Origin of the sequence: Flavobacterium okayamense, assembly GCF_019702945.1 — a bacterium.
GTDB classification, from domain to species: domain Bacteria; phylum Bacteroidota; class Bacteroidia; order Flavobacteriales; family Flavobacteriaceae; genus Flavobacterium; species Flavobacterium okayamense.
Map to the genome: position 1 here is coordinate 533,556 of NZ_AP024749.1, position 22,836 is coordinate 556,391.

The window sequence follows — 22,836 nt, forward strand, 5'->3', positions numbered from 1 at the left end:
TTTATTTCAATATTTTTTTAGTGAAAACTGAGCCATTTTCATTTGCAACTCTTACTAATAATACTTGATTCCCAAAGGTATTAGCAATAGAAAATTGATTCGCATTTATTTCATTTTGAGTAAATAATTGTCTTCCTGAAATATCAAAAATCTCAACTTTACTCAATTCAATTTTCATGTTTTGAATTTGAATTTGATTTGTTCCATCAATAAAAACTTTAAGATTATTCTCCAAATCAATATTATCACTAGAAAGAACTGAATTATTAGTATAAACTACTGAAAATCTGTCATTATAAGTTCCGGCAGTTGCATTAAAGATATAGTCTGCTTGTTTAATATTAAATCTAATATTTAAAATTTTATCCCAAATAAAAATATCTTGATTGACAAATAATCCATCAAATGAATCTAATGAAATTCTATAATCTCCATCTTGATTGACTGTAAAACTTAATGCAACTTCATCACTATCAACAAAGTTTTCACTTCTACCTTGAATTACATATTTTTTATTATCAAAAATTGATGATAAATGAGTAGACGAATTTGTGAATAATTCACCATCTATACCTTGATCAAATCCAATAGTAGCTCCGGTCATATAAGCAATCATCATTTGATTATAGTCTTTAGTATCATCAGATAAATTTAACCATAAACGATGTCTTTCAATTGTGTTTACTGTTCTAAAGAATTGTCCAAAACTTTCTACTTGTCTTAAACTATTTTTAAATTCTACATTACCTACAGAATTTATATTTGTAATAAATCCTTGTCCTACCTGAGTTAACCCGTCAGGCTGTAAGCCACCAGCTGCTGCAGCAACTCCACCCGCTATTGTGTAAGAAGCGTAGTTATTTAAAGGATAAACACCACCACTTGCAGGAACTGTATGAGTCCAATAATACAGCACATTAACTCCAACATCTTGATTTTCAGATATAAATTGAAGATTATCTATTGGTGAAGGATATGGGTTTCCTAATAAATTATAACCTACCGTTACTGGAATTGTAATATCACCATTATTTGGAACTCCTTCAAAAAGACCACTGAATGGTGATGCTAAAGTTGCATTCCAATTATTTGCCGCTCTTATTAAATATCCTTTACCAGGTGTAAATATTGTAGTACTTGGATCTGCAACTGAAATCCATGCAGAAGCTGTAGTTGTTCCTGACGGATCATAAGTATAAAAACGATTAGTAAGTGTTAGCGGAGAAAATCCTAATAAATTTTGATTAGCAACTGGCGATGACCAAGCTGTGTAATCTAATCTTATAATTGGTGCACTATCACGAATCATTTTTACATTTCCAATATTTGGTATATTACTTACTTGAACTAAATATGCATTGTTTTGAAATTCTAAATTAGCAGTTGCAGCAACTATAACAGTTCCTTGCACATGTAAAGTTTCATTAGAATTAATTATTACTTCAGCTGTTCCATTAACCTGAAGAGAACATGCGCTAAAACCAATACCAGTATAATTACCATTAAAAACAACTTGTTTAGTTTCATCTGGAAATCCATTTGACCATGAAGAACCGCTCCAAACAGTTGTTGAAGTACACGGACAAGCAATCTGCACAGGAGAATTTCTATTAGTAAAATCTCCTAAACCTAATTGTCCAGCCCAATTATTTCCTGTTGACCAAATTTCTCCAACAATATTTAATGCTATTAAAAATCCTTCACCACCATCAACATCATACCAATTTGTAGCTGTTCCAACTTGTGTTGGCACTAATCTATTAGAATTATCACCTAAACCTAATTGCCCCGAATTATTTCTTCCCCAAGTATATAAAGTTCCATCGCTCTTAATAGCCATACTATGAGAATTTGCGCTTATAAATTTATACCAATCTGTAGCTGTTCCTATTTGAGTAAATTCATTTAAATTGGCAGTATTATTCTGTCCTAATTGTCCAAATTGATTGTTTCCTGTCCCCCAAAGCGATCCATCAATTTTTTGTGCTAAAGCAAAAGCACCTAATCCTACTTGTACTTTAGACCAATTAGTATCTGTTCCAATTTGTACAAAACTTAATCTTTGAATATTATCACCTAAACCTAATTGCCCATCAGCATTAGCTCCTGTTCCCCAAAGAGTTCCATTTGATTTAATTGCATAGGTACTTTGACCTGCACCATTAATGGCAATCCAGTCTGTATCAGTACCTATTTGTGTTGGCACTAGTCTTTGAGTTAAATCTCCCAAACCAAGTTGTCCTTCATTATTTCCGCCCCAAACCCATAAAGTTCCATCTGTTTTAATAGCCAAAGAAGTGTTAGATCCACAATCAATTTTATCCCAATCGGTTGCAGTACCAAGTTGAGTTGGTACATTCCTTTGTGAAGTATCTCCTAAACCTAAATGTCCTTGTGTATTTCTACCCCAAACCCAAAGCGTACCATCTTCTCTTAGGGCTAGAACGTGTCTGTCTCCACTAGAAAGTGTTTTCCAATTTGTTGCAGTTCCTATCTGAGTTGGTACTAATCTATTCGAAGTATCCCCTAATCCTAATTGAGCTTCGGCATTAAAACCCCAAGCCCAAAGCGTACCATCATTTGCAATTGCATACGTTTGGTTTACTCCTGTATAAATATTTTTCCAACAGCCAGAAATTGAAGCAATAACTGTAACCACAATCTCGACTCTTTCACTTTCACAACCATTTGTATTTACACTAGATACCCAATATGACATATTACCAGCAGTTGACGTACTTGGTGTTGGCGCTGTTGTTGAACCTGTTCCTCCTGTTGCTGATGTATACCATAATAAATCTGTGCCGTTTGCTCCAACTGTTGCTGTTAAAGGTGTTGCAGTATCTCCTTGATTGTAAACCACTGGAGTTGTTACGCCTGGATTACTTGGCATAATTGAACCTGATACAACTGGCGAACCTGCTAACCAATTTGATGTTGCTCCGTTTAAGGCAAAATTATTTAAAGTTCCGTTATTACCATTAGAAGACGAATCTAATAAAATTGTTTCTGTTGAATTATTTGAGGCATCATTCCCTTGATTAAATTTATAGTAGCTTACTAAACCTGTTTCAGTACCTTCTAGCTCACAATTCATATTATCTTGAATATCCGATTGTGCTCTTGCTATATTCCAAATACGAACTTCATCAATTTCTCCATCTAATAATTCTCCCCAAAATGTTGTTCTATAAGTTGAACCAATACCCATTAAGTCACCATTTGTAGCATATGTTTTATTTGTTGTACCAACATTTACACCATCAACATAAACAGTTAATAAATTACCATCAAAAGTTACTGCTACATGATGCCAATTATTATCATTAATAGATGTAGTAGTGGTATAATCGTTAAACTCGCCAATTACAAGCACTCTTCCAGAACCATCTAATAAAACACCAAATCTTTGATTAGTAGATTGATTTCCATAATTAACTATTGTTCCAACATTTGATGTACTTGTCTTAACCCACGCCTCTACTGTTCTAGCACTATTTCCAAAAGGTAATAAATTATTATTAGCAGAAACATAATCATTTACGCCATCAAAATCTAAATGTGTTGCTGGTGTAACTGAATTTACAGTTACCACAATCTCTACTCTTTCACTTTCACAACCATTTGCGTTAGTTGAAGAAACCCAGTAAGAAGTAGTGCCTACTGTTGCAGTGCTTGGCGTAGGAGCAGTTGTAGAACCAGTACCACCTGTTGCACTTGTATACCATACTAAGCCTGTTCCATTTGTGCCAATTGTAGCTGTTAAAGCAGAAGCAGAATCGCCTTGGTCATAAACTATTGGAGTTGTTACTAAGGCATTTGAAGGAACAATAGAGCCAGTAATTACAGGAGAACCTGCTAACCAATTTGAAGTTGCTCCGTTTAAGGCAAAATTATTTAAAGTTCCGTTATTACCATTAGAAGACGAATCTAATAAAATTGTTTCTGTTGAATTATTTGATGCATCATTCCCTTGATTGAAATTATAATAAGACACTAAACCTGTCTCATTACCTTGCAATTCACAGTTCCTAGAGCCATTTATTTGGTTTATAGTTCTAGCTATATTCCAAATACGAACTTCATCAATATTTCCTGTATAAAAACGAACGGTGTAATCTGAATTATTACCAATAAATACAGGAAAATTTGAATTTACAATACTTCCTGTTGCTAGAACTTGATTTTCTAAAACTCCATCAATATATATTTTTATTGAAGTCCCATCATAAACACCTGCCACATGATGCCAGTTCCCATCTGTTATTGAAGTAGTAGATACAGCTCCAACTCCTGATGTTCCAGAACAAGTAAAATCTACAGTTCCTGTATTATTTAAATGCAACCTCCAACTGTTATCCCCTTTTGTAATTAATGGATCCCATTGTTCTGGCATTACATTTGAATTCATCCAAACTTCGACAGTCATAGCGGTTGTAAAATCATATAATGATTCATTTGGCAGCTCTACTCTATCATTTACACCATCAAAATTTAAATGTGTGGCTGGTGATGCTGGCGGAGATACAAACGTTTTAAACCAAATATCATAAGTATTATAAAGTCCTGTGTTTCCACTAGCAAAATAATAGCCTCCAGGTCCATAATTTGAAAAATTTAAGCGAAAATTAATACTTGCTGAGCCTAATCCTCTAAAATCAAAAGTATACATGTTTCCTGCGGTTATACTAACAGGTGAAGAGAGAACAATAGCAAACTCCTCTGTTAATCCCGAAGATGTAGAACTAATATTTAATGTTGTAGTATTTAAAACAGCTCCGGCGTAACCATTACCATTATATATTGTTAACTGAAAGTCTCCAGGAGTAAAATTTCCATTATTACCAAGCCTTAAACTAATTTGACTTAAATTACCTGTGACACCTGCTGTAAAGGACTGTCCTTGAGGATTTGCTGCATTAGCGCCAGAATCAAAACCTGAAGATGATTCACTTGACTGATCTAGTGTTTGCCCAAAAGAAAACAAACTAATAAAAATTGCAATTAACAAGTAAAGCTGTTGTTTCATAAATTTATTTTTAAGTTTTGAAACAAACCTATTAACTATATTATATTTTTTGAAAAAAAATGGTGTGAAAGCACCCAAGTTTGTATGTGAATAAAATTTAAAAAGAAAAATCGTATTTTTTTGAAAATGGAATTTCATGATTTTCAATAAATAAACTTGATTTTGTTTTTTTCTGAATTTTAGAACCATTTACAATGTAAGAACGATGTACTCTAAAAAAATTTGAATTTGCTATTTCTTCTAAAAAACCTTCTAATGATTGACGAATAGAATATTTTTTTGATGTAGTTTGAATATCTATGTAGTTGTTGTCACTTTTTATAAATAAAATATCATCATGATTGATTTTTATATAATCGTATCCATCTTTAATTGAAATAATATTCAGTTGTTTCTTTAAAAGCACCAACTTTATTGCCGCCATTAAATCATCTTCTTTTATTGGCTTAGTTAAATATGTTTCTGGATTAGTTGCTAATGCTTTATTCATTAAAACCTCATCATTTTGTCCTGTAAGAAAAATAATTGAGGCGTTTTTATTCGTGTTTTTTGCCAATTCAATCCCAGCATTTTCTCCATTTAAATTAATATCCATTAATACAATTTCGGGCTCAAAGCTTTGAAAAAATTTGACTGCAACTTCGGGCTTATGAGCCATTTCTATATCAGAAAAACCTTTCATTTTTAGAAAGTCTGCAATAAAATCTGCAATTAATATTTCATCTTCAACAATTAGTATTTTAGTATTTAAACTCATTATTTTAAGTTTATAGTGATTTAGTAAATGTAAACTGAAACCCGCTTTTATTTTCTATACAACAATCTACTTCTAATTGCCTGCATAGTTGATGAATTAGTTTGGGCTTAGGAATTGTTTTAGTTAAAATTGAATTTCCATTGTCTTTGTAATAAAATTGGATTTGATTCTCTTCAACTTTTAAGATAAAATTAATTTCTTTTTTTTCTTGATCAGTAAAAGCGTGTTTGATTGAATTTATATATAATTCAGTTAGAATTAGTCCAAAATATAAAGCATAATCGATTTTTACAAGTATTGAAACCGCACTTATATTTGATTGAATTTTATTTTCATTAAATATATCTGAAAAGCTAAAATGCACATCAAAAAGATAATTTCTTAAATCTATTTGCTGCTTATTTTTAGATTTATATAGCTGTTTGTGCAAGGTAGCAATTGAATTGATTTTTTTTAATATTTTTTCAAATTCAATTTTCTCAGTATTATTTAATTTTTCTTGTTGATTTTTAATTAAAATCAGAATTAACTGTAAATTATTATTAATTCTATGACTTGCCTCACTTAATAAAAACTCATTTTCTGCAGACAAAATTCGAAGTTCATTATTAGATTTTTTCTCTCTTTTGAAAAAATATGTCAATGTAAGAATTCCGATAGTTACTAAAATAAAAATGATAAAAACCAACCAAAACTTTTTTGAACTATTTTCAATTTCAAGATTTTGAATTTTGATCTTGTTTTCATTTTCTTGAATTTGTTTTTCTTTTTCCGCTAAATCATATTTTTTTTCGAGCTTATTAAGTTTAAAATAGACTTCTTGATTATTAATGTCTTGAGTATATTTGTAAACTTTATCGGCTGCATATAATGCTTTTTTAATTTGGTTTGTTTCTTTATAGTATCCCTTTATTTGTAGATAAAAACTACATTTTTGTCTTATGTTTGATCCACTGTCAACTTTTTCAATTAATTTTTCTAATATTTCAACTGCTTTTTTATTATCATTTCTATATCGCGCATAAAGTGCTGCCAAATTATAGGAAATATCAATTTCTGCATTTAATAATTTGTGTTTTTGAGCATACTTTAAAGCTATCTTATATTTAGCAAACGCCTTATTTCTATCACCTTTATAATCTTCAATTTGAGCAACTTCATTTAAGGTATAAGCAATAATTTCTTTGTTGTTAATTTGCTTTTCTAAACTAATAATTTGCTTCGCTATTTGTTTTATAATTTCTAAAGTATCTTTGCTTCCATGATGATAACCATTAAAAATTGCCATTTTTCTGTTTAAAGCATAGGCAACAATATCTTTATTCTTAATTTTATCAAGATTGAATTTTTCAATATTTAAAAGACAAGTGTCTGCTTTTTTTCTTTCACCAAAGTATCGATAAAACTCAGTTTTAAGTGTATATGTGTAAAGTAAACTATCATCAATTTTTCTGTTTCGGTAATCATTTTCTGCTTTAGTAATATAATAAAAACTTGAATCTGATATATTTTGATATTTCAAAATAGTTGAATATAAAAGATGGTATTTAGATTTATTACTTTTGGCTTTACGAATTGCAATTTGAATAGATGATGTAGCCTCTTCTATTTGATTGTTTTGTAAATAAACAACAGCGTTATTGTATTCAGTTTTTTGAGAGAAAATTGAAAAAGATAAAAACAAGAAAAGTAAAACTACTCTCTTCATAATTTAAATTAAACTATAAAATTAATTCATTTTACTTTACAAATAAAAAAATGATGTAAAAGCAGTTAAGTTTGTATGTAAAACTAAGCGAGTCGTTCTATTAAGCGTAATTATAAAATTATAATTCTTCATTATTCTTAGTTTTCCTTCTCGATTTAATAGCTTTCATAGCTAAAGGAAAAGTAGTAACAGCAATTAAAATCAAGATTATTTTTTCAATGTGTTCCTTTAAGTCTAATCCAAATTCATCTTGGAAAAAGCCATATAAATAATGTCCAGCAAAAACTAATGCAAAAGACCATAAAATTGAACTCAAAACATTATAAAACATAAATCTCGGTTTGTCCATATGAACAATTCCAGCAATTATAGGAACAAACGTTCTAACAATAGGAAGAAAACGAGCAAAAATTATTGCTTTACCGCCATGTCTTTCAAAAAAAACTTGAGACTCAATTAAGTACTTTTTCTTAAAAAAGAAGCTATCTTCCTTTTCATATAAGAATTGACCACTTCTTGCACCAAACCAGTAACCAAAAATATTACCTAAAGTTGCAGCAGCAGCAATTAAAAGTGACAAAATAGTTACATTAGAAAAATCACTTGGAATATAAAAAAAGGTTTCAACAAGTTCGCGCGAATAAATTCCAGACAAAAAAAGTAAGCTATCTCCAGGCAAGAAAAAGCCAGCAAACAAACCAGTCTCAGCAAATACAATAAATAAAACCATGTAAATTCCAATAGGAACTCCATTAATTTCCATTGTTATATAAAACTCTGGATTAAATAATTTGGTCCAATGAAAATCTTCCATTTCTATTCTAATTTATCTACTGATTTTGCAACAACCATTGAAACAGCAGCGTCACCAGTAACATTTACAGTTGTTCTGCACATATCTAATGGTCTATCGATTGCAAAAATTAAAGCTAAACCTGCTTCAGGAATTCCTGCTTGCGCTAATACAATTACTAACATTACCATACCAGCACCCGGAACAGCAGCACTACCAATAGATGCTAAAGTTGCTGTTGCTATTATTCCAAGTTGAGCGCCAAGACTTAAATCCATACCGAATGCTTGTGCAATAAAAACTGCAGCAACTGCTTGATACAAACTTGTTCCATCCATATTTATCGTAGCGCCAATTGGCAATACAAAACTCGCTACTTCATCGTCTACACCTAAATTATCAACTACTCGTTCCATAGTTACAGGTAAAGTAGCTGCACTTGAACTTGTTGAAAATGCTAAAAGTTGAGCTGGCGAAATCCCATTAAAGAAGAATTTTGGACTCTTCTTAGCTAATAGTCTAACTAAAAGCATATAAACGCCAATCATTAATACTAGACCAATAATAACTGAAAGTCCATACATTCCAAGAGCTTTAAATAAATCTAAACTTGGAGATTCAGCAATTAGAGAAGCTAAAAGTGCAAAAACACCATACGGAGCTGCTAGCATTATGATGTCAATCATTTTGAGAATAACTTCGTTAAATCCATCAAAAAAGGCTTTAACTGGCTGTGCTTGTTCTTGTGGAATAAGTATTAAGGCAATACCAAAAAATATTGCAAAAAAGATCACTTGAAGCATATTACCATTATCTGAAGCTGCTTTTACAATATTGCTAGGAACAATATCTTCTAATGCTTGTAAAGGACCTGCTTGTTTTTGATTTTCTGCCGCTGCAATTTTAGAGTTTGCATCATTAGCATAGCTTCCCACTAATTCAGTTCGAGTGTCTTCTGAAATATAACTTCCTGGTTTTACAATATTTACAATTACCAACCCAATTGAAACAGCAAATACTGTTGTTAAAATATATAAACCAATAGTTCTTCCTCCCATTTGAGAAAGCTTCGAAATATCTTTCAAATCAGAAACACCTTTTATTAACGAAGCTAAAATTAAAGGAACCGCAATTAATTTTAACAAATTAATAAAAATGTTTCCAAAAGGTTTTATCCAATCAACAATGAATTCTTTTCCCCAATCAAATTGTATCAATAAAACTGCAAATAATACCCCAAATAGCATTCCTAATAATATTTGCCAGTGTAAAGCTAATTTCTTCATTCGTGTAAACCTTTTTGAAAACGTGAAAATACGGATATTTTTCTAAAACTGAAGCCTAAAAACTAGAATATTCAAAAGCAATTAATCCTTTGCAATTATTAGGGAACTCTAAATTTTACAATAACAAAAAAGTGATTTTTGTTATATTTTAACATTTTTTACAGAAAATCTGTAATTAATGTAACAAAAATATATATACATTTGAATTCAACAAACCTTATACTATATTATTATGAAACAAAAACTATTAGCTATTCTATTAATAGCTGTTACGAGTTTTTCGTTTGGACAAAATGGAGATTCATTTTGGCGAACGACCTCAAAAAAAAGCAACGCTAAAGTTGTAGCCAATAAAAACGTTATTGGTAATCCAAAACTTTTTGAATTAGACATTCAAAAACTTCAACAAAAATTGGTAAATCTACCTGAAAGGAATTCCAATTTAAAAACTTCTAAAACAATTATTTCATTTCCAAACGCAGAAGGTAAAATGGAAAATTTTCAAGTTTGGGAACAATCTAATATGGATCCAGACTTAGCCGCAAGATATCCAGAAATTAAATCGTATGTTGGTCAAGGAATTGAAAATCCTTCTGCTACAATTTATTTTAGTATTTCTCCACTTGGAATCCAAACAATGACTTTATATGGAGATAAAGAGGCTACATTTATTGAGCCTTATACAACAGATTTATCTTCTTATACAGTTTATAGAAAATCAGACAAAAGACAAGCTTTTACAAAATTTGATTGTTTAGTTGATGATAATTTATCAAGTCAAATTCCAACTGGGGCAAACTTAAGACCAAATGCAGACGATTCTAAGTTAAGAACATTCCGTTTAGCGATGTCGGTTACAGGAGAGTATACAGCTTATTTCGGAGGAACAAAAGCAAATGCTCTAGCGGCAATTAACAACACTATGACAAGAGTTAATGGTGTATTCGAAAAAGACTTTGGCGTACGTATGGTTTTAATTTCAAATACTGACGCTGTTATTTATACAAGCGCTTCATCTGATCCTTATTCTCCATCAAGTTCAATGTCTAATTGGAATTCTCAATTACAATCAACTTTAACATCTGTAATTGGTGAGTCTAACTATGATGTCGGACACCTTTTTGGAAGAGATGGTGGTGGTGGAAATGCTGGTTGTATTGGTTGCGTTTGCGTTAACGGTCAAAAAGGATCTGGATATACTTCACCAGCAGATGGCGTTCCACAAGGTGATAATTTTGATATAGATTATGTAGCCCATGAATTAGGACACCAATTTGGAGCAAACCATACTTTCTCTATGAGTAATGAAGGAACTGGAGCAAATATGGAACCTGGTTCTGGATCAACAATTATGGGATATGCTGGAATTACTTCTCAAGATATCCAAGCGCATTCAGATGCTTACTTTCACGCAGTTAGTATTCAACAAGTGACCAATAATATTAAAGGAAAAACTTGTCCAACGGTAACAAATACAGGAAATAGTGTTCCAACTGCAAATGCTGGTTCAAATTATACAATTCCAAAAAGCACTCCTTTCATGTTAACTGGTACAGGTACAGATGCAAATGGCGATGCTTTAACTTATGTTTGGGAACAATTTGACAATGCCTCAAGTTCACAAACTGGAGCAAGTTCAGCAGCTAGTGCAACAAAAACATCTGGACCAAACTTTAGATCATATTCTCCTTCTACATCACCTACAAGATATTTTCCACAAATGTCGAGAGTTTTGGCTGGTGCAACTACAACTTCAGGGTCTGAAATTACTGTAGAGGCATTATCATCTGTTGCAAGAACTTTAAACTTTAGATTTACGGTTCGTGATAATAGAGCTGGAGGTTCAGCAAATAATAGTGATGATATGGTAGTAACGGTAAACGGGACTGCTGGACCTTTTAGTGTAACCGCACCAAACACTTCAGTTTCTTACGTGGGCGGAAGCTCACAAACTGTTACTTGGAACGTTGCTGGAACAACAGCAAATGGAGTAAACTGTGCTAATGTTGATATCCTATTGTCTACAAATGGAGGTTCAACTTGGACAACAATTTTAGCTTCAACACCAAATGATGGTTCTCAAGCTGTAACAATTCCTAACACACCATCTTCTCAATGTAGAATAATGGTAAAAGGAACTAATCATATTTTCTTTGATGTTTCAAATTCAAACTTCACCATTACAGCTGGAACAGGTGCTGATAATACTGCACCTTCTACTCCACTTAATTTAACTGCGTCTGGAACAACACAAACAACTACATACTTATCTTGGTCTGCTTCAACAGACAATGTTGGTGTAACAGGATATAATATTTACAGAGGTACAACCCAAATTGGAACTTCAACTTCGACAAATTATAATGTTACTGGCTTATCGGCTGCTACAAATTATAGTTTTACTGTTAGAGCTAAAGATGCTGCTGGAAATTTATCAGCTCAAAGTAATACTGCATCAGTAACAACATTATCAAGTGGAGGAACCGGACCAACTTACTGTACATCTCAAGGAAATAGCGTTGCAGATGAATATATTAGCCGTGTTCAGTTAAACACAATTAATAATAGTTCTAATGGAGGAAATGGTTACACTGACTTTACAAGTATTTCAACAGGATTAACTAAAGGAAATTCATACACGATTACAGTAACACCAACATGGACAGGTTCAACTTATAGTGAAGGCTACGCTGTTTGGATTGATTATAATCAAAATGGCAGTTTCGATGATTCTGGTGAATTAGTATGGAGTAAGGCAGCTTCAACAACAACTCCAGTTAGCGGAAGTTTTTCTGTGCCAGCTACAGCTACAAATGGAGCTACAAGAATGCGTGTTTCTATGAAATATAACGGAATCCCAACCTCTTGTGAAACATTCTCATACGGAGAAGTTGAAGATTACACAGTAAATATTTCGGGTGCAACAGCAGACACAACTGCTCCAACTGCTCCAACAAGTTTATCAGCTTCAGGTACAACTCAAACCACAACAAATTTAAGTTGGAATGCTTCAACTGACAATGTGGGTGTAACAGGTTATAATGTTTACCAAGGCGCAACTCAAATTGGAACAGCTACAACTACATCTTACAATGTTACAGGTTTAACAGCAGCTACAACATATAGCTTTACGGTTAGAGCTAAAGATGCGGCTGGAAATATTTCAAATTCAAGTAATACAGTTTCAGTTACAACTTTACCAAATGCAAGTACAGGATGTACTTCTACAATAACTTCTTTCCCTTATAATGAAGGATTTGAAAGCGGCTTAGGTGCTTGGACGCAAAGTTCTTCTGATGATATGGATTGGACAAGAGATGCATCTGGAACGCCATCAAGTGGAACCGGACCATCTTCAGCGGCAGAAGGTTCATATTACATGTATATTGAAGCTTCAAGTCCTAACTATCCATCTAAAGTTGGTATTTTAGAAGGGCCTTGTTTCAACTTAAGCGGTTTATCTAATCCTACAGTTTCTTTCCAATACCACATGTATGGTGCTGCTATGGGAACTTTAAAATTAGAGGCGAGAGCTAATGGTTCTTCAACTTGGACAACAATTTGGACAAAATCTGGTGATCAAGGAAATGCTTGGCAAACAGCCACAGTTAGTTTAGCAAGTTATTCTACAGTTCAATTGCGTTTTAATAATACCACTGGAACAAACTATACTGGTGATGCAACTATAGATGATATTTCAGTAAGCGCTACAGTTACAAATCCTAATCCTGTTTCATATTGTACTTCTCAAGGAAATAATACAAATGATGAGAGAATCTCAAGAGTAGTTTACGGAAGTATTAATAATTCTTCAACTGGAACTGCTGGATATGAAGATTTTACTTCAGTTTCAACAAATGTATCAAGAGGAAGTTCTCAAACGATAACGATTACACCATTATGGACAGGAACTGTTTATAGCGAAGGATATGCAGTTTGGATTGACTTTAATCAAGATGGTGATTTTACTGATGCAGGTGAGCAAGTGATTTCAATTGCAGCAACTAAATCAACACCTGTAAGTGGAAATATTACAATTCCTACATCTGCAAGTTTAGGAGCTACAAGAATGCGTGTTTCTATGAAATATAATGGAATTCCTACTTCTTGTGAAGCTTTCTCTTACGGACAAGTTGAAGATTATACAGTAAATATTCAAGCTGGAGGTAAAGAAATTGAAGATAATTCAACAATTACTTCTACTCCAGAAATTAGAATTTATCCTAATCCTGCGGTTGATATTTTAAACGTAACTTCAGTTTCAGAAAATGCAACATTTAGAGTGTTCAACTTGATGGGACAAGTTGTTTTAAATGGAAAAATTTCAAACGAAATGATTAATGTAAGTAACTTACAAGAAGGAAATTACATTTTAGAAATTTCAAACAACGACAAAATAACAACAAAACGTTTCTTAAAAAAATAAGAAATTAGAGTTAAACTTTGAAAAGCCTTCCAATATGGAAGGCTTTTTTTATTCTATTTAAATGAGTAATTTTAACTCAAATTTTTATTAAGATGAAAAAACAGTTTTTACTTATAGTATTGATTATGGCAGGACTTTCAGCTTCAGCTCAAAATATAATGACACCAGAGTTATTATGGAAATTAGGGCGCGTTTCGGTTTTAGGTATTTCTAAAGATGGAAAAAACATTGTTTACAAGGTAAGCACTCCTTCGGTTGAAGAAAATAAATCGCACTCGAAGTATTATACCATTTCAGTAAATGGCGGTAATGCAACTGAAATCGAAAAAGACAAAGCCTCAACTTTAGTTCACGATAAAAATGTAAGCGCTACGGGTTCCATTTTATCCAACAAAGAAGTAAAAACAGAAAAAGTTTTAGGAAGCGATTTCTATCCAGAATTAGATAAAAGTCAAGCACAAGTATATGATAATCTTGATTATCGTCATTGGGACACTTGGAATGAAGGCAATCATAACCACGTTTTTGTCACCAATAATAAAGGAATAGAAATTGATATTTTAGCTAACGAACCTTATGATTGTCCGCAAAAACCATTTGGCGGCGATGAAGATTATATTTGGTCTCCTGATGGTTCGAAAGTAATTTACGTTAGTAAAAAGAAATTCGGAACGGAATATGCAATTAGTACAAATACTGATTTATATGAATACGATATTGCTTCAAAAACAACCAAAAATCTAACTGAAGGTAATTTGGGTTACGATGTTGCACCACAATTTTCACCAAACGGAGATTTGTCATGGTTACAAATGAAACGCGATGGTTATGAAGCTGACAAAAACGATATCATTGTTCATCATAAAGGAATGGACATTAATTTAACTGCTGCTTGGGACGGAACTGTAGATAGTTTTACTTGGAGCAAAGACGGCAAAAAAGTATATTTCTTAGCACCAGTTGATGGAACCAAACAATTATTTGAAGTTAATTTTCCAGGTTTAACCAAAATTGCTGTTCATGTTAATCAAATTACAAAAGGACAATTTGATGTGAATCAAATTATTGGTTTCAACGGAAATACCATTTTAGTTACTCGTAGCGATATGAATCATGCAAACGAAATTTTTAGCTACGACTTAAAGAAAAAATCGTGGAATCAAATTACGAATATCAATACCGAAACCTATTCGAAATTAGCGTTGCCAACTGTTGAAAAGCGCATGGTAAAAACAACTGACGGAAAAGACATGTTGGTTTGGGTAATTCTACCCCCAAACTTCGATAAAACTAAAAAATATCCAACATTATTATATTGTCAAGGTGGTCCACAAGGAGCACTTTCACAATTCTATTCGTTCCGTTGGAATTTCCAAGTTATGGCATCACAAGGTTATGTTGTTGTAGCTCCAAATCGTAGAGGAATGCCTGGCCATGGTGTAAAATGGAATGAAAATATTAGTAAAGATTGGGGCGGACAAGCGATTGATGATTATTTAAGCGCTATAGACGATGTTGCTAAAGAATCGTATGTAGATAAATCGAGATTAGGGGCTGTTGGCGCAAGCTATGGTGGCTATTCGGTATTTCAGTTGGCTGGAATTCACAACAATCGTTTTAAATCATTTATTGCTCACGATGGAATTTTCAATTTGCAAAGCATGTATGGTACAACCGAAGAAGTTTTCTTTACCAATTGGGATATGGGTGGTGCTTATTGGGAAACTGAAAACAAAGCCGCACAAAAAACCTACAAAGAATTTAACCCAATTAACTTAGTAAACAATTGGAATACACCAATTCTTATTGTTCAAGGTGGAAAAGATTACCGCGTACCAATTGGACAAGCTTTAGAAGCTTTTCAAGCGGCACAACTAAAAGGGATTAAAAGTCGATTACTATATTTTCCAGAAGAAAACCATTGGGTTTTACAACCACAAAACGGAATCGTATGGCAACGTGAATTTTTTAAATGGTTGAAAGAGACTTTATAATTTTTAGAAGCAGAAAATTCAAGATAGAAGATAAGTAGTCCCGCTTTCGGTAGTCGCTTTAAACGTCAGTTCGAGTGTTTTGTTTCACTTCTCGATACTTTCGCATAGCGAAAACTCGAAGTGACGAAACAAAATGTATCGAGAACCGTTTAAGAGCTCCAACAAAACCTCAATCGGGGCTATAAAACAAAATTTGTAGTTTTAATACATGATTGCACTTTCCGAAATAGAAAAAACAATAAAAGGTTTTGCTCAATTGGGTTTAACCATTGAAGCGGCGCATTGGTTAGTAAAAGTATATGAATTAGAACAAGAAAACTTTTCCCATTTTGAATTAACCGAAAAAGCGGAACCAAGTTTTATTCTGTTAACTACAAATGGAGTAATCGGAAGCAAACAACTAATTAAATTACCTGCAAATGCTTTTGAGTTTCCATTGTTCTTGATGCTGAATTTATTAGCGCATGAAATGTTGCATGTAAAACAGAAATCGGAGAAATGTAAAGTTGAAGATAAAAACGAACGCGAGTTTCAAGCGTATTATGAGAACTTGTTTCACAAAGAATTTCCTTTAATTCCAGAATTATCAACATTTCAACAAAAAGCTTTTGGCAATAAAGCCATAGAATATTACAACCGAATGAAAGAAGGTTCTGATGTACAAAAAAAATATGCTAAGCAGAAAGAGGAAGTTGAGAAATTATTAGTTAAACTTACTATAATGTAAATTTTAAATGAAAAATTTTTTTAACAAAATTGCTCCGTGGTTTGATAGAGATAAGTATGGAATTGTTTCACTTTCTTTTTTTTTAAGCATGACCTCGTTTTTATTTTTTATAACAAAAAACAATGTTAAAAGTGAAAATGATTTAATTACCCTAAGAAATAAAGTTGAATATTATTCTTTCAAAAATGAATCAAGAGGACGAAGATTATATTATATCAAATTAGTTGATTATTCTTGTCACTTTATAATAAAAGCTGATTTTATAGACGATTTTAAAGCAGGAGCGTTTTATTCTATACAAAAAGGAGATATTATAAATATTTCAATACCAAAAAAGAGTGATGTTTTTAAACAGAAAGATATTTTAGTTTTTGGAATACGAAATAAAGATTTTGTTTTTTTAAATGAAATTGATACAATAAAAAAACACAACAATAAAATTGATTTATATGCAGGCTTGATATTCTTATCAATCTCCATTATTTCTTACATTTATAAAAGACAAAATATTAATACTTAAATAATCCGATAACGCGTAAATGTTTATCGTGCAAACAAAAAGAATCGAAAAGATTGCTTCGCTTCGCTCGCAATGACAAAAAAACACAACACCCCTGAATTCAGTTGTATAAATCATTTTAAGTCAGCATAATTTTGGATAAAACAACAGAATTATGAATATTGACAAATTTAATTTTAAAAAGCTAAGACTGTTACGAAAGTTTAACGGTTACACGCAAGAAGATTTTTCAAATCTACTCGGAATCTCTCAATCTGCTTATGCTAGATTAGAATCAGGCTATACGCATTCATGGGAATCGCATTTGAAAAGAATAACCGAATTGTTGAACGTAAGTCCAGATTACTTTTTTACTATTGATGAACCTATGAACGATAGAAGGATTAGTAAATATGAGCGAGAATTACGTGAAAAAGAGAACTTAATTCAGGAACTTAGACAACATATTAAATTTCTTGAAGGATATAAAAACAAAAACCTACACTTTGTTTAAAACAAAAATCCCGAGAAAAACTCGGGATTTTATATTTTTTAAATTTCTTTCATTTTAAAAGTTTCCATAAACTTAGTGGTATAATTACCAGCTACATAATCTGGTTCATCCATTAACTGTCTGTGGAAAGGAATGGTAGTTTTAATACCTTCAATTACGAATTCATCTAAAGCACGTTTCATTTTGTTAATTGCTTCTTCACGTGTTTGTGCAGTCGTAATCAACTTCGCAATCATAGAATCATAATTTGGTGGAATAGTATATCCAGCATACACATGTGTATCTAAACGAACTCCGTGTCCTCCTGGCGCGTGTAAAACGGTAATTTTACCTGGCGAAGGTCGGAAATCATTATACGGATCTTCCGCATTAATACGACATTCTATTGAGTGTAATTGTGGGAAATAATTTTTACCCGAAATTGGCACTCCAGCCGCAACTAATATTTGCTCACGAATTAAATCGTAATCGATAACTTGTTCTGTAATAGGATGTTCTACCTGAATACGCGTATTCATTTCCATAAAATAGAAATTTCTATGCTTATCTACTAAGAACTCAACTGTACCAGCGCCTTCATATTTAATATATTCTGCCGCTTTTACTGCTGCGTCACCCATTGCATTTCTTAAATCATCTGTCATGAACGGAGAAGGAGTTTCTTCCGTTAACTTTTGATGACGACGTTGTACTGAACAATCTCTTTCTGATAAGTGACATGCTTTACCAAATGAATCACCCACTACTTGAATTTCAATGTGACGTGGTTCTTCAATTAGTTTTTCCATATACATACCATCGTTTCCGAAAGCAGCAGCAGCTTCTTGACGAGCACTTTCCCATGCTTTTTGAAGCTCTTCTTCTTTCCAAATGGCACGCATACCTTTACCACCACCTCCAGCAGTAGCTTTCATCATTACAGGGTAACCAATTTTCTTAGCTGTTTTTTTAGCATCTTCATAAGAAGCTAAAATCCCTTTTGAACCTGGAACACAAGGAACTCCTGCCGCTTCCATAGTAGCTTTTGCAGTAGCTTTATCTCCCATTTTTTCAATCATTTCTGCAGAAGCTCCGATAAATTTAATTCCGTGCTCTTCACAAATTTTTGAAAACTTAGCATTTTCAGATAAGAATCCATATCCTGGATGAATTGCATCAGCATTCGTAATTTCTGCTGCTGCAATGATATTAGACATTTTTAAATACGATAGGTTACTTGGTGGAGGTCCAATACAAACCGCCTCATCTGCGAAACGCACGTGCAAACTATCTGCATCAGCTGTAGAATATACTGCTACAGTTTTAATGCCCATTTCTTTACAAGTTCGAATTACACGAAGTGCAATTTCCCCTCTATTTGCAATTAATATTTTTTTAAACATAATCTTCTAATTTAGATTGTTAGACGTTTAGATTATAGACAGATAGACTTTTCAGATGTTTCTGAAATCTAAAATCTGGAAATCTAAAATCTAAAATTAAGATGGATCAACTAAGAATAATGGTTGATCAAATTCAACTGGAGAAGAATCGTCAACTAAAACTTTAACAATTTTACCTGAAACTTCTGATTCAATTTCGTTGAACAATTTCATTGCTTCGATAACACAAACTACATCTCCTTTTGAAATAGTAGAACCTACTTCAACAAACATTGGTTTGTCTGGAGCTGGTTTTCTATAGAATGTTCCGATGATTGGAGATTTTACAGTGATATATTTACTATCATCTGAAGCAGATTCTGTAGCAACCGGCGCTGCAGCTGGAGCAGCTGGAGCAGTTGGCGCAACTGGTTGAGGAGCCGCCGCCTGTGGTAATGCTGCCGAAACTGGAACTTGATGAACATAAGTCGTAGTTGCTTCTCCGTCCGGAGCAGTTTTAATAGTGATTTTAAAATCATCCATTTCTAACTTCACTTCTGTAGCTCCTGATTTTGCTACGAATTTAATTAGGTTTTGAATTTCTCTAATATCCATAATATTGAAATTTGGTTTAGTAAAGTTTGTTTGTTATTTTTTTGTATATGCCCATTTTAAGTAGATAGCTCCCCATGTGAAACCACCACCAAATGCAGCAAAAATTATATTGTCTCCTTTTTTTAATTTGTCTTCAAAATCAGTTAGTAACAAAGGTAAAGTAGCTGAAGTTGTGTTTCCGTAACGGTGAATGTTTACTAAAACTTTAGACTCGTCTACACCCATTCTACTTGCAGTAGCATCAATAATACGCTTATTTGCTTGATGAGCTACTAACCAATTTACATCATCGTGAGTTAAATTATTACGTTGCATAATCTTCTCACTTACGTCAGCCATCCCCGAAACAGCATATTTAAAAACTGTTTTTCCATCTTGAAAAACATAATGTTGCTTGTTTTTTACCGTTTCTTCAGAAGCAGGTAAAATTGAACCTCCTGCATCAATTTTTAAGAATTCACGACCAATTCCATCACTTCTTAAAAACTCATCTTGTAATCCAAGACCTTCAGTGTTTGGTTCAAATAAAACAGCGCCTCCTCCATCACCAAAAATGATACAAGTTGCGCGGTCTGTATAATCAATAATTGAAGACATTTTATCAGCTCCAATTAGTAATACTTTCTTATATTTTCCTGATGCTATATAAGCAGAGGCAGTTGACATTCCATAAAGAAAACTTGAACAAGCGGCATGCAAATCATAAGCAAAAGCATTTGTAGCGCCAATTTGTGTTGCAACATATACTCCAGTTGAAGCCACAGGCATATCTGGAGTAGCTGTCGCCATAATAATCAAATCAATCTCTTTTGGGTCAAGATTTGCTTTTTCTAATAAATTTTGGGCTGCTTTTATAGCAAGGAAAGAAGTCCCTTGTCCTTCTTCTTTAAGTAATCGCCTTTCTTTAATTCCTGTTCTTGTGGTAATCCATTCGTCATTAGTATCTACCAATGTTTCTAAAACTTGGTTAGACAACACATAATCAGGAACATAAGATCCTATTGCAGTTATTGCGGCAGTTATTTTACTCATAAAAAATAGTTTCTTTTCGACTTATAACATCAAAAAAGTGGTGGAAATTACGAAAAAAAATCCAAATGAGATGAATTAAACATAGATTTTGTAAATCTAAAACATAATAAAAAAACCCTCACAATGTGAGAGTTTTATTTAATTCTATCTCTAAAACAATTAAGCAACTGCTTCTGTTTTATCCACAACAACTTGTCCTCTGTAGTACAATTTACCTTCATGCCAATAAGCTCTGTGGTATAAATGTGCTTCACCAGTTACAGGACATGTTGCAATTTGAGGAGCTGTCGCTTTGTAGTGCGTTCTTCTCTTATCTCTTCTTGTTGACGATTGTCTTCTCTTAGGATGTGCCATTTTTATTTATTTTTATCTTTATCCGTTAATAGTTTTTTTAATTCTGCCCATCTAGGGTCTATTTCATCTTCTGGTTCTTTTTCTTCATTAATTTTTGGAGAAAGTTTTTCTAATGCTTCAATAGCTTCTGACTCTAAAGTTCCATCTTCAACTCCTGGATGAATTCTTTTAGCAGGTACTGACAACACTATCATTTCATAAACATATTGTGAAATATCAACCTGAAATTCTCCATGAGGCAAAATTAACAACTCTTCGTTTTCGTTATTAAATTCTTCTCCAAATTTCACGATTACCTTTAATTTACCTTTAATTGGCAAATCGAAATCCTCACCTGTGATATCGCAAGGAACATTTACAGTTCCACTATGTTTAAAATACAACTCTAACATTGTACTTTTCTTCTCTAAAACTAAATCTACTTTGATTTCTGCAGAATTAAATTCCACATATTCAAAGCATTCAAAGAACGAATTATCTATATGATAATCAAACTGATGCTTCCCAATTTTCAATCCCGTAAAAGGAATTAAAAATGCTTTTAAATTTTTCATAACAACAGTCGACCCCTTTATTTTGGGTTGCAAAGATATTAAAATTATTATAAAACAAAACTTGTTATGAACATTTTTTTGTTCAAAACTAATTTTGGCTCACTTTTAAAGGATTTTCGGTTAACTCCTTGTACTCGTTTCGATTAGCAAAAACATCTAAAGCTAAATACAAAGCCTCTTTAAAAGAATCATGATTGGCCATTCCTTTTCCAGCAATTTCAAAAGCTGTTCCATGATCTGGAGATGTTCTAATTTTTTCTAAACCTGCTGTATAATTAACCCCTTTGCCAAACGACAGTGTTTTAAAAGGTATTAATCCTTGATCGTGATACATTGCTAAAACTGCATCAAAATTTTGATACATATTACTTCCAAAAAAACTATCAGAAGAATAAGGTCCGAAAACCATTGTTCCATTATCAAAAAGTTTTTTTAATGTAGGCTTTACAACCTCTTCGTCTTCTTTTCCTATAACACCATTATCTCCACTATGAGGATTTAATCCTAAAACCGCAATTTTAGGTTTAGCAATTTTAAAATCTTTAATTAAAGTATTCTTTATTGTTTCAACTTTTTCCTCAATCAATTCTTTTGAAATCTTAGAAGCAACTTCATTAACAGGAATATGATCGGTTAAAAGGCCTACCCTTAACTTATCATGAACCATTAACATAAGTGCATTACCATCCAACTCTTTATCTAGATAATCTGTATGACCAGGGAATTTAAATTCGTCAGACTGAATATTGTATTTATTAATAGGAGCTGTTACTAAAACATCAATTAAGCCGTTTTTCAAAGCTTTGGTAGCCTCAACAAATGATTTAATTGCATATTTACCTACATTGTCGTCCAATTTACCATGCTCCAGATTAACACCTTCTTTCCATACATTTAACACATTAAACTTACCTGATACAACTTGACTTAAATTATCAATGCCATTAATATGAATCTCTATATTCAAATTTTTTCTTAAAAAAGAAATAATCTTAGCGTTTGCAAAAACTACAGGCGTACAAAGTTCAAACATTCTAGAATCTTCAAAAGTCTTCAAAATGACCTCTGCACCAATTCCGTTTAAATCACCAACAGAAATTCCTACAATAATATTTTCTGATTTTTTAACCATTTTTGGTTTTTTTATTGCTTAATTTTGAATTGCAAATTTAGTAATAAAATTCTAG

At 32.5% G+C, this 22,836-nt stretch carries 16 protein-coding genes; 5 read left to right on the top strand and 11 right to left on the bottom strand.

Annotated elements, in window-relative coordinates:
• Position 1: 1 nt before the first annotated feature.
• From KK2020170_RS02470 to KK2020170_RS02490, 5 genes are all read right to left on the bottom strand, one after another.
• Positions 2-5,029, bottom strand: coding sequence for a LamG-like jellyroll fold domain-containing protein (locus tag KK2020170_RS02470; RefSeq protein ID WP_221259227.1), 5,028 nt, complete (start codon positions 5,027-5,029; stop codon positions 2-4).
• A gap of 97 nt (positions 5,030-5,126) precedes the next feature.
• Positions 5,127-5,786, bottom strand: coding sequence for a LytR/AlgR family response regulator transcription factor (locus KK2020170_RS02475; protein WP_221259228.1), 660 nt, complete (start codon positions 5,784-5,786; stop codon positions 5,127-5,129).
• Positions 5,787-5,796: 10 nt separating this feature from the next.
• The gene (locus KK2020170_RS02480) at positions 5,797-7,494 is read right to left on the bottom strand and encodes a tetratricopeptide repeat-containing sensor histidine kinase (RefSeq protein ID WP_221259229.1); all 1,698 of its coding nucleotides are present in this window, start codon (positions 7,492-7,494) and stop codon (positions 5,797-5,799) included.
• A 118-nt stretch (positions 7,495-7,612) separates the two neighbouring features.
• Positions 7,613-8,308, bottom strand: a complete 696-nt coding sequence (locus KK2020170_RS02485; RefSeq protein ID WP_221259230.1) for a DedA family protein — start codon at positions 8,306-8,308, stop codon at positions 7,613-7,615.
• A gap of 2 nt (positions 8,309-8,310) precedes the next feature.
• Entirely contained in the window at positions 8,311-9,573 is a 1,263-nt protein-coding gene (locus KK2020170_RS02490) for a dicarboxylate/amino acid:cation symporter (RefSeq protein WP_221259231.1), read from the bottom strand.
• Between the two features lie 232 nt (positions 9,574-9,805).
• Here KK2020170_RS02490 and KK2020170_RS02495 point away from each other — a divergent pair, with 232 nt between their 5' ends.
• From KK2020170_RS02495 to KK2020170_RS02515, 5 genes are all read left to right on the top strand, one after another.
• Positions 9,806-13,999 (top strand): reprolysin-like metallopeptidase, encoded by a 4,194-nt coding sequence (locus KK2020170_RS02495; protein ID WP_221259232.1) that lies wholly within the window; start codon positions 9,806-9,808, stop codon positions 13,997-13,999.
• A 92-nt stretch (positions 14,000-14,091) separates the two neighbouring features.
• Entirely contained in the window at positions 14,092-15,993 is a 1,902-nt protein-coding gene (locus KK2020170_RS02500; protein ID WP_221259233.1) for a S9 family peptidase, read from the top strand.
• 208 nt (positions 15,994-16,201) lie between these two features.
• Positions 16,202-16,720, top strand: coding sequence for a hypothetical protein (locus KK2020170_RS02505; RefSeq protein WP_221259234.1), 519 nt, complete (start codon positions 16,202-16,204; stop codon positions 16,718-16,720).
• A gap of 7 nt (positions 16,721-16,727) precedes the next feature.
• Positions 16,728-17,240, top strand: coding sequence for a hypothetical protein (locus KK2020170_RS02510; RefSeq protein ID WP_221259235.1), 513 nt, complete (start codon positions 16,728-16,730; stop codon positions 17,238-17,240).
• A gap of 154 nt (positions 17,241-17,394) precedes the next feature.
• Positions 17,395-17,733, top strand: coding sequence for a helix-turn-helix domain-containing protein (locus tag KK2020170_RS02515; protein WP_221259236.1), 339 nt, complete (start codon positions 17,395-17,397; stop codon positions 17,731-17,733).
• A gap of 38 nt (positions 17,734-17,771) precedes the next feature.
• On the opposite strand, the gene accC is transcribed toward KK2020170_RS02515, so the two are convergent.
• The 6 genes from accC to pdxA all read right to left on the bottom strand — a co-directional run bounded on the left by accC (position 17,772) and on the right by pdxA (position 22,781).
• The gene (gene accC, locus KK2020170_RS02520; RefSeq protein ID WP_221259237.1) at positions 17,772-19,115 is read right to left on the bottom strand and encodes an acetyl-CoA carboxylase biotin carboxylase subunit; all 1,344 of its coding nucleotides are present in this window, start codon (positions 19,113-19,115) and stop codon (positions 17,772-17,774) included.
• Positions 19,116-19,211: 96 nt separating this feature from the next.
• Complete coding sequence (gene accB, locus KK2020170_RS02525; protein WP_221259238.1) at positions 19,212-19,709, bottom strand: acetyl-CoA carboxylase biotin carboxyl carrier protein; 498 nt, start codon at positions 19,707-19,709, stop codon at positions 19,212-19,214.
• A gap of 33 nt (positions 19,710-19,742) precedes the next feature.
• Positions 19,743-20,741 (bottom strand): beta-ketoacyl-ACP synthase III, encoded by a 999-nt coding sequence (locus KK2020170_RS02530; RefSeq protein WP_221259239.1) that lies wholly within the window; start codon positions 20,739-20,741, stop codon positions 19,743-19,745.
• A 159-nt stretch (positions 20,742-20,900) separates the two neighbouring features.
• Entirely contained in the window at positions 20,901-21,095 is a 195-nt protein-coding gene (gene rpmF, locus KK2020170_RS02535; RefSeq protein WP_221259240.1) for a 50S ribosomal protein L32, read from the bottom strand.
• 2 nt (positions 21,096-21,097) lie between these two features.
• Positions 21,098-21,649: a YceD family protein gene (locus KK2020170_RS02540; RefSeq protein WP_221259241.1), complete on the bottom strand. Its 552-nt coding sequence runs from the start codon at positions 21,647-21,649 to the stop codon at positions 21,098-21,100.
• A gap of 88 nt (positions 21,650-21,737) precedes the next feature.
• Positions 21,738-22,781, bottom strand: coding sequence for a 4-hydroxythreonine-4-phosphate dehydrogenase PdxA (pdxA, locus tag KK2020170_RS02545; RefSeq protein ID WP_221259242.1), 1,044 nt, complete (start codon positions 22,779-22,781; stop codon positions 21,738-21,740).
• Positions 22,782-22,836: the final 55 nt, after the last annotated feature.